The sequence below is a fragment of the Fischerella major NIES-592 genome, assembly GCF_001904645.1.
In the GTDB taxonomy this organism is placed as follows: domain Bacteria; phylum Cyanobacteriota; class Cyanobacteriia; order Cyanobacteriales; family Nostocaceae; genus Fischerella; species Fischerella thermalis.
Genome location: NZ_MRCA01000001.1, coordinates 369141 through 385481, shown reverse-complemented (window position 1 = coordinate 385481; position 16341 = coordinate 369141). Strand labels below are relative to the sequence as shown.

Annotated in this window: 9 protein-coding genes; 4 read left to right on the top strand and 5 right to left on the bottom strand. The window is 41.2% G+C overall.

The window, feature by feature from the left end:
- Positions 1-6: 6 nt before the first annotated feature.
- The 3 genes from NIES592_RS01650 to NIES592_RS25550 all read left to right on the top strand — a co-directional run bounded on the left by NIES592_RS01650 (position 7) and on the right by NIES592_RS25550 (position 6598).
- The gene (locus NIES592_RS01650; protein WP_073554732.1) at positions 7-5820 is read left to right on the top strand and encodes an ATP-binding sensor histidine kinase; all 5814 of its coding nucleotides are present in this window, start codon (positions 7-9) and stop codon (positions 5818-5820) included.
- Between the two features lie 114 nt (positions 5821-5934).
- A complete protein-coding gene (locus NIES592_RS01645; RefSeq protein WP_073554731.1) occupies positions 5935-6447 on the top strand; it encodes a GNAT family N-acetyltransferase in 513 nt (170 codons plus the stop codon).
- A complete protein-coding gene (locus NIES592_RS25550; RefSeq protein WP_218600588.1) occupies positions 6437-6598 on the top strand; it encodes a hypothetical protein in 162 nt (53 codons plus the stop codon). Before NIES592_RS01645 ends, NIES592_RS25550 begins: the two co-directional genes overlap by 11 nt.
- 97 nt (positions 6599-6695) lie before the next feature.
- Here NIES592_RS25550 and NIES592_RS01640 read toward each other — a convergent pair whose 3' ends face one another.
- The 4 genes from NIES592_RS01640 to NIES592_RS01625 all read right to left on the bottom strand — a co-directional run bounded on the left by NIES592_RS01640 (position 6696) and on the right by NIES592_RS01625 (position 12120).
- Positions 6696-6905 carry a CopG family transcriptional regulator gene (locus NIES592_RS01640; protein ID WP_009455450.1) on the bottom strand — a complete coding sequence of 70 codons (210 nt, stop codon included), beginning with the start codon at positions 6903-6905 and terminating at the stop codon, positions 6696-6698.
- 735 nt (positions 6906-7640) lie between these two features.
- On the bottom strand, positions 7641-10325 hold the full coding sequence (locus NIES592_RS01635) for a type I secretion system permease/ATPase (RefSeq protein WP_073554730.1): 2685 nt from the start codon (positions 10323-10325) through the stop codon (positions 7641-7643).
- A complete protein-coding gene (locus NIES592_RS01630) occupies positions 10274-11032 on the bottom strand; it encodes a peptidylprolyl isomerase (RefSeq protein ID WP_073554729.1) in 759 nt (252 codons plus the stop codon). The genes NIES592_RS01635 and NIES592_RS01630 overlap by 52 nt, the downstream gene beginning before the upstream one ends.
- 293 nt (positions 11033-11325) lie before the next feature.
- Positions 11326-12120 (bottom strand): TIGR00297 family protein, encoded by a 795-nt coding sequence (locus tag NIES592_RS01625; protein ID WP_073554728.1) that lies wholly within the window; start codon positions 12118-12120, stop codon positions 11326-11328.
- 245 nt (positions 12121-12365) lie between these two features.
- On the opposite strand from NIES592_RS01625, the gene NIES592_RS01620 reads away from it, so the two are divergent.
- Positions 12366-14456, top strand: a complete 2091-nt coding sequence (locus tag NIES592_RS01620; RefSeq protein ID WP_073554727.1) for a S8 family serine peptidase — start codon at positions 12366-12368, stop codon at positions 14454-14456.
- 124 nt (positions 14457-14580) lie between these two features.
- On the opposite strand, the gene crtH is transcribed toward NIES592_RS01620, so the two are convergent.
- Positions 14581-16125 (bottom strand): carotenoid isomerase, encoded by a 1545-nt coding sequence (gene crtH, locus NIES592_RS01615; RefSeq protein WP_073554726.1) that lies wholly within the window; start codon positions 16123-16125, stop codon positions 14581-14583.
- Positions 16126-16341: the final 216 nt, after the last annotated feature.

Genomic DNA, 16341 nt, shown 5'->3' with positions numbered 1-16341 from the left:
GTATAAATGAGTACCATAAATCACGCTCCTGTCATCCCTGGATATGAAATTCACGAAGAGTTGTATTCTGGTTCCAGAACCTTAGTATACCGAGGGGTGAGGGAAAAAGATTCTCTGGCAGTGGTTATTAAGCTTCTTGCCTCTGAATATCCTAGTTTCAACGAATTATTGCAATTTCGCAATCAATACACCATTAGCAAAAATCTCGATATTCCGGGCATCATTAATCCTTTATCATTGGAAGCCTATGGTAATGGTTATATTTTGGTGATGGCGGATACTGGGGGAATTTCTTTACGAGAGTACATCAAAAATACTACTCTCTCTCTGGAAGAATTTTTGGCAGTAGCAATCCAATTAACTAATATTCTCCACGATTTACACCAAAGCCGTGTCATCCACAAAGATATTAAACCCGCGAACATCCTGATTCATCCTGAAACAAAACAAGTTCAACTGATCGACTTTAGTATTGCTTCATTACTTCCCAAAGAAACCCAAGAAATTAAAAGTCCCAATGGTTTAGAAGGAACTCTCGCTTATATTTCTCCGGAACAAACTGGTAGGATGAACCGGGGGATTGACTATCGCAGCGATTTTTATTCTCTTGGTGTCACGTTTTATGAGTTATTAACGGGAGAGTTACCTTTTATCTCTGATGATCCGATGGAGTTGGTGCATTGTCATATTGCGAAAACACCGACACGGGGGAAGAGGGAAGAGATTCCCCAGGTGTTGTCGGATATTGTGAGCAAATTAATGGCGAAAAACGCTGAAGATAGATATCAGAATGCTTTGGGATTAAGGCACGATTTAGAAACTTGTTTGCATCAACTAAAAGATACTGGCAAAATTACATATTTTGCAATTGGTCAGCGGGATTTGTGCGATCGCTTTCTTATCCCCGAAAAACTCTATGGGCGGGAAGTGGAAGTTCAGATGTTACTCGATGCTTTTGATCGTGTCGCCGATGGCACATCGGAAATGATGCTTGTGGCGGGATTTTCGGGTATTGGTAAAACGGCTGTTGTCAATGAAGTCCACAAGCCAATTACCCGTCAGCAAGGGTATTTTATTAAGGGTAAGTTTGATCAGTTTAATCGCAACATTCCCTTTTCTGCGTTTGTGCAAGCTTTACGGGATTTGATGGGACAATTACTATCGGAATCTGATACCCAACTGCAAACCTGGAAAACCAAGATTTTGACAGCTGTGGGAGACAATGGACAGGTTCTGATTGAAGTCATTCCTGAACTAGAGTGGGTGATTGGCAAACAACCGATCGCACCGGAACTTTCAGGTAGTGCAGCACAGAATCGGTTTAATTTGCTGTTCCAAAAGTTCATTGAAGTGTTTACGACTGTAGAACATCCACTGGTAATGTTCTTGGATGACTTACAATGGGCAGATTCGGCTTCTCTACAATTGATCAAACTGCTGATGGGAGATAAGGGTTATCTGCTGCTGTTGGGGGCGTATCGTGACAATGAAGTTTCACCTGTACACCCATTCATCTTGACGGTGGAGGAACTGAAGAAAGCTGGGAAGACTGTCAATACAATTACCCTCGCCCCCCTTACTTTTGATGATACGAATCAATTGGTTGCCGATACATTGCATTGTTCAACTCAGCGATCGCAACCTCTGACGGAATTAATTGATCGCAAAACCAAAGGTAATCCCTTTTTCACGACGCAGTTTCTCAAAGCGTTACACGAAGATGGGTACATTACGTTTAACCACTTCAGCAAGGGGGGAGGGTGGGAATGTGATATTTCCCAAGTGAAGGCGCTGTCTCTCACCGATGATGTGGTGGAATTTATGGCGCAGCAGTTACAGAAGTTACCTAACCAAACCCAACAGGTTCTCAAGTTAGCAGCTTGTATCGGGAATCAATTTGATTTAGCCACCTTGGCGATTGTTTCAGAAACATCAGAAGCGGATGCGGCGGCGGCTTTGTGGAAAACGTTACAGGAGGGATTGATTCTGCCACAGACTGAGGTATATAAATTTTATTTGACTCATGATGAGATAAGTGTAAATACAGACAAAATTGAAAATGTCGCCTATCGGTTTCTCCACGATCGCGTCCAACAAGCTGCCTATTCACTGATTCCAGAAGTACAAAAACAGTCAACGCATCTGAAAATTGGGCGATTGTTGTTGGAGAATACACCAACAGACCAGCAAGAGGAAGGAATTTTTGCGATTGTTAACCAACTCAATTATGGAGTGGAGTTAATCGCGGAATCTGACGAACGAGAACATCTTTCTCGGTTAAATCTGATAGCTGGTTGTAAAGCCAAAAACTCGACTGCTTACGGCGCGGCGGTGGAGTATTTCAAAGTAGCAATGGATCTTTTACCAATAAATTCTTGGCAAAGCAGCTATGATTTGACTCTGGCTATTTACGAATCTGCGGCTGAGGCAGAATACCTGAATACAAATTTTGAATCATCAAAATCTTTAGTAGATATTCTCCTCAAAAACGCGAAATCTCCCTTGGAAAAAGTTCGTACCTATGAGATTCAAATCCAATCTTATACGGCGCAAAATAAATTCCTGGAAGCGATCGCTACAGGTAAAGAAGCACTGCAATTACTAGACTTGACTTTACCTGAAGACAGTAACAATCAAATGATTTTTGCTGAACATCAGCAGTTGCAGCAATTGTTAATGAATCAATCGATTGCAGCTTTGGCAGATATGCCAGAAATTACTAATTCAAAATACTTGGTTGCACTCCGCATTTTATCGGGTTTGTTTGCCCCGGTTTATATAGCCAAACCAATGTTGCTACCGCTGAAGATTTTTACCATGATCAGGATTTGTATTCAGCATGGTAATTCACCCCAGGCAGCTATTGCTTATAGTCTTTATGGATTATTCTTGTGTAGTATTGGCGCGATTGAAGATGGGTATCAGTTTGGGCGACTAGCGGTACAACTGTTAGATAAATTTCAAACTAAAGAACTTAAAAGTAGAGTTTATCTTACATATAGCCTGTTTATTAAACACTGGAAAGATGCCATTAAATCCACATTAAGTTTGTTTTTAGATGGATTACAAACTGGATTAGAAACTGGAAATTTAGAATATGTCGGCTATTGCGCTAATTGCTATTGTCAGTTTCTGTTTTGGAGTGGAGAAAACTTAGAAAATGCCGCCCAAGAAGCAGATAAATATTGCGATCTGATGCAGCAAATTAAGCAAGATGTGTCTTTGATTTGGGGAAATATTTGGCGACAGACTGTGAAAAACTTGCAAGGTGAAGCTGTCAATCCTTGTCATTTGAATGGCGAGCATTTTAACGAAGTCGAGATGTTGCCGAATTTGATTGCAACTAACAATATTAATGGTATTTGTTATGTCTATCTCGCAAAATCACTGCTGGCGTATCTGTTTGGTGAATACGAATCTGCTTGGGAATATTCCCAAAAATTTGAGCAGTATGAACAGGGTGCAGCAGGCTTATTAATAGTTCCTTTGCGGAATTTCTATCAATCTTTGAGTTTGTTAGCCCTTTGTCATCAAGCCAATGAAGCACAGCAACAAATTTATCTCCAGAAAGTAACTGAAAATCAGGCAAAAATGCAGGAATGGGCATACCATGCGCCTGTCAATTACCAGCATAAATACAATTTAATTGTGGCAGAACAAGCGCGTGTAAGTGGTAATCAGCTACAAGCCGCAGATTATTACGAAATGGCTATCCAAGCAGCGATCGCTAATGGCTATGTTCAGGAAGCAGCGATCGCCAATGAACTCGCAGCTAAGTTCTACCTCGATTGGAACAAAGAAAAAGTTGCTCAAGCATATATGCAGGAGGCGTATTATTGTTACGCACGTTGGGGAGCAAAAGCCAAAACCAATGATTTAGAACAACGTTATCCCCAACTTCTCAAACCTATCCTGCAACAACGACGACTCAATTTCAATCCTTTGGAAACGATTGCGACTATCACCCGCAGTTCTCACACTTCCACTACAGCTAGCAGTAGTATTACCGATATTCTTGATTTTACTTCTGTGATCAAAGCCGCTCAAGCAATTTCCAGCAGCATTGAATTAGAAGAATTAATTATTAACTTGACAAAAATTATCTTAGAAAATTCTGGTGCGAAAAAAACTGTCTTAATTCTCGTCCAAGAAAATACTTGTCAAGTCAGAGCAATTACTTCTATTAGCCACAAGAATAAGAAACAAGGTGAAATTCAAAGTATTCTAGTTTCAGAATCAATTGATACCTGTGATTATATACCAAGAAGAATAATTAATTATGTCAAAAATACCCAAGAAACTGTTGTCATAGATAATTGTCAAACAGATATTCCTGGGCTAATTGGTCAATATATGCTCGAAAATAAACCCAAGAGTGTATTATGTACCCCAATTATTAACCAAGGGCATTTAGTAGGTATTTTATATCTGGAAAATCAACAGACATCTGGAGTATTTACCAGCGATCGCTTGCAAGTAATTAACTTACTTTGCACTCAAGCAGCTATATCTTTAGAAAAGGCTCAACTATACACTAATTTACAGGCAAGTGAAGCCCGTTTTTTACGACTTGCAGAAAACGCTCCCGGTATGATTTACCAGTTCCAACTTTCTCCAGAAGGTATCACTAAATTTAACTACATCAGCCCTGGATGCTATGGAATTTACGAAGTTTCACCACAGGAAGTAGTCGCAGACGCTAACAAATTACTTTCCTTAACTCACCCAGAAGATGTAACCCATTATCAAGCAACTGTAGCAATTTCTGCTCAAACCTTGCAACCTTGGCAATATCAAGGACGAATTATCACTCCTTCTGGTAAAGTCAAATGGATTCAAGCTGCATCTCGTCCGGTGAAACAAATTGATGGCCCAATTATTTGGGATGGTTTGTTATTGGATATTACAGAACGCAAACAAGCAGAAGCTGCTGTTAAACAAAAATCCCAAGAATTAGAAAAAGCATTACAAGATTTACAACAAGCCCAATTACAAATTATCCAAAATGAGAAAATGTCTGCACTGGGTAATTTAGTTGCTGGGGTAGCTCATGAAATGAATAATCCTCTTGGCTTTATTTTTGCTACTCTTAAACAAGCTAAACCCATCGTTGCTGATATTAGCGAACACCTGAAATTATATCAAGTAACTCTACCCAATCCCAGTCAAGAAATTATTGAACACGCCCAAGAAATTGACTTGGATTATAACTTAGAAGACTTGCCAAAGATGATAGATGCAATGGTTGTGGCGTGCGACAGATTGCAAAATATCAGCACCAGTTTAAGAACTTTTTCCCGTGCCGATAAAGATTATAAAGTTGCATTTAACATCCACGAAGGTATCGATAGTACACTTTTAATTCTCAAACATCGGCTCAAGGCAAATGAAAAACGTCCAGAAATTGAGGTAATCACAGTGTACGAAAATTTACCCCAGATCGAGTGTTTTCCTGGGCAATTAAATCAGGTATTTATGAATATTCTGGCAAATGCGATCGATGCTTTAGATGAAGCCACTAGAGGACGCACTTTGGAGGAAATGAAGGCAAATCCTCACAGAATTACAATTAAAACCTCAGTCGAAAATAACAACGTGAAAATATCAATTGCTGATAATGGTGAGGGAATGAGTGAAGATGTGAAAAACCGCATATTTGACCATTTATTTACTACCAAAGGAGTTGGGAAAGGAACGGGATTAGGGTTAGCGATCGCACAACAAATTGTGGTTGAAAAACATGGTGGGACAATTGAAGTTAATTCTGTTTTGGGAGAAGGTACGGAGTTTGTTATTTCGTTACCGATGAAGGGAGTGTGAGGAGTGTGGGGAGTGTGGGGAGTGGTGAACAACTAACTACTAATTTACAGACGCGAGGAACATCGCGTCTGTACCCACTAACCACTAACTAATGACAAATGACAAATAACTACAATGAATAGTTATTACAAAGATTTTTTGATTCGTGATTGGGAAGAAGACGATCGCATTCCAGCTTCTGAAGTTATTCGGTCGGTGTTAGCAGAATATGGTTTAGGCTGGGAACCTGATGGTGCGGATCGGGATGTGTTGCAAGTGGAAGAATGTTACTTAGCTACGGGTGGAGAGTTTTGGGTAATTGAATACCAAAATCGAGTTGTGGGTACGGGGGCATACTACCCGATAAAACGGGGTGAAAAAGCTGCGGAAATCCGCAAAATGTATCTTTTGCCGAGTGCTAGGGGTGTGGGACTAGGGAAATATTTGTTACAACAACTGGAAGACGCGATCGCCCATCGTGGTTTTCAGCAAATTTGGATTGAAACCGCCAGTGTTTTAGCAGAAGCAGTCAAGTTATATGAAAGCAATGGTTATCTACCAACAACAGGTGTAAAGACAACACGGTGCGATCGCGTTTATGTGAAACTGCTAACGAGTATTTTTGATACTGGAGAGAATGGCTGTTAATCATTCTCAGAAATGCGATCGCATAAGCTTTGTTTGGATTTATAGGTTGGGCAACCCTATTTTTGCAACTGGTCGAAGTTTGCGGGAATGTCACGTAGTGCGATCAAATTTTCGTGTTGAGTTACCAAGAGTAGTTAACAGTCCTGATTAATAATCAATAATTGATAATTAGTAAATCATAATTCATAATTAATTGTTTTTAATCATGAATTATGATTGGTCAATGAGGAACTAACAGGAATTATCAATTATGTTCTTAACTGCCCTATTGTAGTGGAGTAATTCTGTTCAATTGGATTTAAGTCAGTTTGCATTTGTATAGGTAGTCCTCGAATAAGTTCCCGAATCACGTCTGTTGCTGGTCTTCCAGTTTGTTGGCAATATTTTTCAAGCTTTTCGGCTTCACCTGATGCTAGGTTTAAAGTAATTCGCTTTGTTGCCCATTTTTTGTTCATCATTACTGAATATTTACCTAAAATGTTTTTGGTGTGTTCAGAAGTAAGTAGATGAACATAAATAAACTAAATTTTCTAGTAACTAGTAAAAGTCCTGCCTATAGTAACTTCTATAAGGGTAACACTTACTACAAACTAGAAGTATCTTTGACGCTTAATTATGTCCATGTACTTAATACATGAAGAAGAAACGGAAGACCAACCTCTTTTAGGGGCTAACCTAATAAAGGAGTCATTGCCTCAATGAGAAATTCTAAAGCATCTCATTCACTAGTTGCACCCTAAAAAGGCAGGCTGGTTTTTCTCATCGGAACCAAGAAAGGTTTTTAGCTTGTGATGTTAATGTTGTTCTCTTTAAGAAATTACTGTTTTGCAGGCTTGCTTTCCATACGTCTATGGTATAAAACCCCTGTTAATTTTTTAAGTAATTACCGATACAAATTGAATGATTATAAGTAGCAAAAACTATCGATAAATACAGATTAGACGAGATTAGCAAAAAAATCCATTGATATTTTACGCTTAATGTAAATTAAAGTCATGTTTTAGAAAACGGTAAGTGCTAAAGTAACCAAACTGTTAGCTAAATATAGCAATCCTAATTAAGTTGTGAGAAAATACGGAACCCCAGATCCCCGACAACTCTTGCGAAGTCGGGGATATCGCCTCTCGCGAATGATTTAGGATTGCTTAAGTCAAATCCTCTTTCCTTCTGCCTTGTTTTTCAGAGACGAGAAGTTAAATATTAAACTGCTGTCGTTGATACAGCGACCAATACAAACCCTTTTGCTGTAACAAGTCTGTATGTGTACCGCGTTCGACGAGAACTCCTTTTTCTAACACCAAAATTAGATCAGCACGTTTTAAAGGTGCAAAGCGGTGAGCAATTAAAAATACAGTTCGTCCTTGAGAAACTGTTTGCAAATTTTGCAGTACTTGCTGTTCGGTTTCACTATCTAGGGCGCTGGTAGCTTCATCTAAAATCAAAATTGGTGCTTGGGAGAGGAACAACCGTGCTAGGGCTATACGCTGTCGTTGTCCACCAGATAAAGCTGTACCCCTTTCGCCGACGTTGGTTTCGTAACCGTGGGGTAATTCACTAATAAAGTCGTGGGCAACAGCAAGTCTAGCAGCTTCTACTACTTGTTCGGCGCTAATCTCGGGATTTCCAAGGGTAATATTCTCCAAAATCGAACCGTTGAATAAAAAGTCTTCTTGCAGAACAACACTAATCTGTTGACGCAGTGAAGTTAAATCAGCACTTTTAATATCAAAACCATCAATGAGGATGCGTCCTGATTCAATTTGATAGAGGCGTTGCAAAAGCTTAGAAAGGGTACTCTTACCAGAACCACTGCGTCCGACAATACCGACAAATTGTCCTGGCTGGACGTTAAAAGAAATGCCTCGCAGTACGGGTTCAGTGTTTTGGCGGTAGCGGAAGAAGACTTGATCAAAAACGACTTGCCCTTTCAGGGGTGGCAAAACTAAACCTGTGCCTGGTTCTGCTTCTGGGGCGACGTTGAGAATATCACCAATCCTGTCTACGGAAAGTAAAACTTGTTGCAGATTTTGCCATAGTTGCACTAATCGCAGTAATGGCCCGGTAACTCTACCAGAGAGCATTTGAAAAGCAACAAGTTGACCAACAGTCAGTTTGTTGTCAATGACTAACTTAGCACCAAACCAGAGAATGAGTAGGCTAGAGAAATTAGTCAGGAAGTCACCGATATTGCTGCTGATGTTAGAGGTGGTGGAAGCTTTGAAGCTTGTGCGGATGAAACGGGCAAATAAACCTTCCCAGCGATCGCGTGCGACTGCTTCGGCTGCATGGGCTTTGACTGAATGAATTCCTGTCACCGTTTCTACCAAAAACGACTGGCTATCAGCACTGCGGTTAAAAGTTTCGTTTAGCCAGTTACGGAGAATTGGTGTAGCTACAAGTGTGAGGATGGCAAATAAAGGTAGCACAGCCAACGCCGTGAAGGTAAGCGGAATGCTGTAGTAAAACATCAACACCAGGTACACCACAGCAAACACACTATCTAACACCACAGTCAACGCTGTACCTGTGAGGAATTGGCGAATTTGTTCCAGTTCTTGCACCCGTGCTACTGTGTCTCCTACCCTGCGTGATTCAAAGTAAGCCAAAGGTAAGCGCATCAAGTGGCGAAATAGCTGGGCGGACAAACTTAAATCCAAGCGCCGGGCGGTATGAGTAAAGACAAATAGCCGCAAAATCCCAAGTACTGCCTCAAAAAGTGCTACTAACAATAAGGCGATCGCCATGACATCGAGAGTCGCCAAACTCTCTTGCACCATGACTTTATCGATCACGACTTGGGTAATCAGTGGCGTTGCTAACCCTAACATCTGTAATGTCAACGACGCCAGCAACACTTCCCCTAACAGTCCTCGGTACTGCCATACTGCTGGTAAAAACCAACTGAGGTTGAATTTTTCCTGCTTTTGGATTAACTCTACTTGCCACAGTTGCCCATTCCAATGTTGTTCCACCAAGGACTGCGGCAAAACTTCACAAGTGCGATCGCCATTCAGGGGATTGGCAATGAGTAAGCGATCGCCCCTGACAGCATAAACTACAACCCAGTTACCCTCTGCTTGTGGGGATGCACCCCACTGTAACAAAGCCGGAAATGACAACTGCTGCAAATCAAACCAACTCACCTGTAACCGTCGTAGCACAAAGCCTAACTTTTCCGCTGCTTCTACAACATGTTTTGGCTGCTGTCCTCTAACTTGGCGTTGTACCCATTCCAACTTCACGGGTTGATCTAATTGTTGCGCCACCATTGTCAAGCAAGCAGCAGCAGTGTTGCGGCTAGCAACAAACGGGTAAGTGGGGGGAGTGAGAGTAGGGGAGTGGGGGGAGTAGGGGAAGTGTGGGGAGTTCCTCCTGTCCTCCTTGTCCCCCTTGTCCCCCTTGTCCTCCTTGTCCCCCTTGTCCTCCTTTTCTCCTTCCCTCCCTCGCCAAAACTCTTCAATCTGTGGTGTGGAAATTTCTGCCCATATTCCTACAGGCCAACGTACCACTACTACATCTTTACTAGCAGCTACAGCTTTGCATTCGAGGGGTAGTTCCTGCAAGCTACCAAACCAATCACCCGCAGCTAAAGTTGCTAGGGGTTTACCAACTCCTTCTTGGCGCAAACGGACTTTACCATTCACAATCAAAAACTGATACCCCACCCCATCTTTTGGCCAGATTTTTTCTCCTAAACCGAAGCGCAGAGTTTCTGCCCGTTTTTTCAATAGGGTTTGCTGTTGTGGAGTTAACCAACATAGTGGTGCTTTTGTCCAAGGTAAAGAGGCTAGCACCCTTGTATGTGAAGACTCATCATCTATCAGCTTTAATTCACTTGCAGTTTTACCGTTAGCTTCTGAATTTTCTCTGCTAGCCATTTCTCAAACAACTCATTCTGTAGTGCTTGCTTTAGTTGAGTATCTTCCAATGAAGCTGGCAAAATTTGTTCTACACGAAACAAACCATAACGTTCTTCCAGTTCGATTGGCCCTACTATTTCCATTGGTCTTGCCACATCAATTGCTGCCCTGAGTGTATCAGGCAATGTTCCTCGGCTGACGGGGCCCATCATACCGTTGACGATTCGATCCTCTGTGAGTGAGTATTCTCTAGCTAATGCCTCAAAGCTAGCTCCTTCCTCTATTTGGGCTTGTAATTCCTCGGCTAGTTCCCGATTATCTACAATAATTCGCGAAATTACCACCCGATCCAGGAAAATTTTCCTTTCTATGAAATATTCTGGCAGCTTTGGTTCTGTTACTACTGCTTTGAGTTTTTCTAACTTGAAGCCTAGAGCTACACTGGCGTGAAAAGAATCATAGTCTTTGCCATTATTTTGTAGCCATTCTTGAAAACTTTTCGGATCTGTGAGTTGATTTTTAAGTCGAAAATCAATAATTGCCTGTTCCGTAAGAGCCGGACTAATAGCTATGTCTTCTCGAGTTTTTAATTCTTTTTCTATTACATATTGACGCAAAATATCCCCAATGAATTGTCCTAATTTTCCTGAATTTTGCAAATACTTTACCGCTTGTCCAATCGAAATCGGTTGCTCATCAATATTTAAAAACGATGAAGATTCCATAGGGTAAATACGTAAACTTCTAAAAATATTTATACATTTATTCCTCAGAGGAAATTCGTAATTGAATTGGCAGGATCATGCCAAGTTTATATAGCCATAGTAAGACTTACAAGACAGAGTGGCAACTCCATCTTGTAAATATATCGTAAAAATATCTACCTAGTATCGGAAAATGATTATGAGAGTATGGCAGAAACAACTAGTGGCCTTTGGGAAAAATAACTACGCTTTCAAAATTAGCTGACAATCTCACGTGATTAGAATTACAATCTCCTCACTGTTGCCTGTTGAGATTAAGCAACTGTAATTGCCCAAAACCAAGCCAAAAAAATTGCTGCGATCGCACCGATTAATGTATTTAAAATATTCACTAATTCGTTCGTTAACCAAGTGTACTTTGATTGCAATGTTGCTCCAATGACACTTTCTAAATTTGTGGCAATAAATGCTGCGACTACGCACCAAAGTACACCCAAAAGTTCGACTAAACCAACAGCCCAACCCACAAAAGCAATCACCACTGAAGCCACTACCCCAGCCAAGGTTCCTTCTAAACTTACTGCTCCCTCAGTTCCACGGGGTACTGGTTGTAGGGTGGTAATCAAGAAAGTACTTTTGCCGTAGGCTTTCCCCACTTCACTAGCACAAGTATCAGACAACTTGGTACTAAAACTGGCTACAAAACCCAGGAGTAGTAGGGATCGCAGATCAGCAATCAGGGATTGGGTAACGGGAAGGGTTCCCAAGTCTAGCATTCCTACTCCTAAAGCGCACAGTGTCCCAATTAAAGCTGAACCCCAAACATTTTCTGGTCCTCTGGCACCAGAACGCTTTTCAGCAATACCTTCAGCTTCTTTTTGGGCTATGCCTATGCGTGTGACAAAGGAACCAACCAGAAAATAGAACATTACAACTATATATCCTTGCCAACCTAATGTCCCCCAAATTAGGACACCTAGTAACCAAGCGTGGAAGTAACCAGCGCTTGTGAGTAGTTTTTTGGGAGCAATCCAAGCCACCACTAACAAGATAGAATTCAACGCCACTCCCATTAGCCAGGGGTTTACAGAGTTAATTAAAGCCAGCATTGTTTATGTGTGTTTATGTGTTTGAGATTTTGTTCAAGCCACCAACAGGATATCCAAATTTTGGCTGTACTCCCAAACCCTTATAGTCTAGTGTCCTAGTAAAATTACGCAGCAGAATTTTAAAGTTCAGGTAAAATATTGATGCTGATTGATTAAAGACATGTAGAATCAGGTTATTTTCTGACGAAAGAAACAGATGATGGATGTAATGAAAGTTATCTGTAGTTTGAGATACCAGGTGAAAAATGTCATCGGATCTTGCTGGCAATTCCTTAGATAAGGCTAGAAGTTTTACATTTACAAATAATTCGGAGATTTTTACTGATAGAGTTTCTCTTAAAGATCAAAACGATTACTATCAATTTACCCTTGAGGGTAGAAGTAGTTTTCAACTTGACTTGACTCGCTTGAGTGCCAATGCCAACGTCCAATTGATTCGGGATGTGAATGGCAACGGTTTAGTAGATAAGGGAGAAGTCATTGCTGCTTCTAAGCGTACTGGTAAAAAAGCCGAATCAATCACCACGATTTTAGAAGCTGGTACTTATCACATTCGAGTTTATTCTCAGGGTAAAGCGAAAACTAAATATGACTTGAGTGTTTCGGCTACACCGATTGACAATGCAGGTAACACTCTCAATGCAGCTTGGGATATAGGTGAAATCTCAGCGAATACAGAAGCTATTAGCTATACAGATTGGGTAGGTAAATCCGACAGCTACGATTACTATAAGTTCAACATCAACACTGCTGGCGATGTGACTTTATCACTCAAAGATTTGGGTGCTGATGCAGATATGCGATTGTTGAATTGGCAGGGTGAGATTCTGGCAGGTTCTGCCAATATTACTAATACTGATGAATTTATTACTAGTAGTTTAACAGCCGGAACCTATTACGTAGAAATTTATCCATACAACGGCAATCAAACTTTTTACAATCTGCGTTTATCATTCACACCGCCGGATTCTACGGTAATGATTCAAAGTTCCGATGAACTAGAGTCAGTAGATGATGCCGATAGCACATCCATTACACCTGCAACTGTCGTCAGTTACCAGGGTACACTCAGAGCAGATACGTTTGTTTATACATCGACTTCTACACAAACTGTATTTTCTGGCAAAGGTAATATCGACTTTGGTAGCGGAGGGCGAGATATACTGGATCTCTCTGCTTTTGTATCTACACAAGTCCAAGCGTTTAATTACGCTCACACCGCCAATGGTGGCGTAGTTTACGATCCTGGTGATTCAGTAGCCCGTGTGTTTGACGCGATCGCTTTCTCTGACGGTAAGCAAATTTTCTTTGAAGGTATCGACACTATCAAGTTTGCAGATACTATAATTGACTTGTCGGTAATACCCAATGATCCGCTATTTAACCAACAATGGAACTTGCACATGATGGATGTGCACAAAGCGTGGCGGTTCACAACAGGTTCAGATCAGATACTACTGGGAATTGAAGATACAGGAATAGCAACTGACATTAACGGCTATCTTCACCCAGACTTGCGATTTACCGAAAGTATTAGTTCTAACTATTTTGATGAATATTCATCTGATTCTCACGGAACTTTAGTCCAAGGAGCGATCGCTGCTGCTAGCAATAATAATATTGGTATAGCTGGCATCAACTGGAATTCTGCGCTGATGCATGTCGATGTTGTTGGTGGTAACCCTGGGGATTATAGTTTAGCTGATGCCACACAGATATTAATAAATTGGGCAGATAGTCAAAATAAGCGTTTAGTAATTAACCTCAGCCTATCTGGTGGATACTCCACAGCATTTGAACAGCTCATCGCTAACAATCAAGACGATGTTTTGTTTGTCATCGCGGCTGGTAATGGTAATCAGAGTACTATTTCGAGTCCTGCCGATTTAGCTAAGAAGTACCAAAATGTGATCTCCGTTGGGGCTTGTTGGGGAACTCAAGACTACTACGGCAATCCGAAAACGCCAGGAACACGAGTTGATTATCCGAGTGCAGGTATACAGTGGTATGGTTCTAATTATGGGGAAGGTTTAACTCTCATGGCCCCAGCAGAATTTACCTCTACCAGTGCTACTCGCAACACCTCCAACTCTTTCTACAGTAATTTTGACTACATAAACTATTTCAGTGGCACTTCCGCAGCAACTGCAAATGTTACAGGAATTGCATCATTAGTCTGGAGTGTTAATCAAGGGTTAACAGCCACACAAATACGCTCGATTCTTTCAGAGGCTGCTTACGATCTTGGTGATCCTGGATATGATATAGTCCACGGCTACGGTGTTGTCAACACTGATGCTGCTGTACGCCGGGCGCTGGCTATTGCTAGGACTTAAGGCTAAAGTGGAAGTAGAAGTTTAGCGATCGCATCTAGCATATCCAGTGCCATGTGAGCGATCGCTTGGGAATGATTGGGATGGCGTACAGGTAAACCGTTCAGTTTTTTCTTGTACTTAATTCCTAATTCAACCCCAAATCTACCGCGATTCGATGAGCGCAGGCAAAACCAGAAAAAGCCACTGCATTCAAACCCTGTCCAGGAAATGTACTATCTCCTACACAATAGAGTCCTGGAATTGCTGTTCTATTAAACGGCATTGCTAGCAATCCCCGTAATTTACGTCGCGGAATTGGCCCGTAAGTACCATCCTCACGACCTAAAAAGCGACGATGAGTGCGTGGTGTTCCCACTTCCAAGTAGTCTAAGCTTGCATCTAACCCCGGAAATATCTTCTCCAGGCGTTCGATAATTCGCCAAGCTGCTTTCTCTTTGTTTGCTTCATAATTCTTTACAGATAGACCTTGCCAATCATTTATCCAATGTGGAGTAAAGGCGTGAACGATATGATAACCAGCTGGTGCTAAATCCGGGTCAAGTAACGTGGGAATCGACACAAAAATCGTACCTTCAGAATCTGCCATTTTCTCCCAGTCTTCTAATACAATATGATGGCATTCTGTCTTGACAGGTAAACAATATGCCTGAATGCCCATATGCAGAGTCAAAAAGCTAGGCGATTTCTGATATGATTGCTGCCATTTTTTCTCATTAGACGGAAATTTTTTTTGTGGTAGTAATTTATGAAAAGTATGCCAACGTGTAGCATTAGAAACAATACGCTTAGCACGATATATCTGACCATTAGCTAATTTTACACCTACGGCTCGTCCTTTTTCTGTGAGTATTTGCGTGACTCTTGCTTGGTACTTAATGTTACCTCCAGCTTGAATCAGACCTTCTACAAGCTTTTGAGCGATTTGACCCACACCACCTTTAGGATAGTTCACACCACCATAGTGCCTGTCGGAAAACACCATTCCCGCATTGATCATCGGTGTCATGTCTGCTGGTACTACCGACCAGCAATAGCATTCCATATCGATAAATTTCAACAATAGAGGGTCTTTTATGTATCGTCGCGCTACATCTCCAGCATTTTGTGGCAAATACCTCAATAATCCCAAACAAGCTAAAGGATGTTGAAAAAACATCCGCATCAAATAGCGTGGCTCTTCTAAAGATAAGAGATCCATGCAATTTAAGCAGTTAAATACTCGCCAACATTCGTCATAGAACCGACGAATACCCTTTGCTTCGTGGGGAAAATAGGCAATGAGATTTTGTAAGAACTTTTCGTAATTCCGCTCAACTTTCAGATCAAGACCATTAGGCAGATGATAATGAATCTGCACCATGTCGGGAATTACTTCTAAACTGACATTCACAGCATCTAAAGCACGGGTAAGTAAGTTGGTTGTACCGCGTTGTCCAAACCCGAAAATCATCGAAGCACCAACATCGAAGCGATAACCGTGCCGTTCAAAATAGCCAGCGCTGCCACCTGGAATGAGATAGCGTTCTAAAACAAGTACCTTGGCCCCTTTTGCAGCCAATTGAGTTGCTGTTACCAGACCACCAATCCCAGAACCAATGATAATTGCATCATAATAGATATCGGTGATCACGGTTTGGGAATTGGGAATTTTCTTTATGGAATTAGCCATATCAACAAACTAATTTTAATTTCATGTAGTATATATAACAATTAAAATTACCATCTTCTACGTATTTATTTCCCGGCTCACCTCGCCCCTATGCCCAAAAAAAAGAGGGAAAAGCCCGCGATCGCTGGCCAATCCCGTCTGCCGATCCTTAAAGAGAGGAGAACACTGACTATTAATATAACTTTGATTGAGAAAAACTGTCAACTATTAATGAAA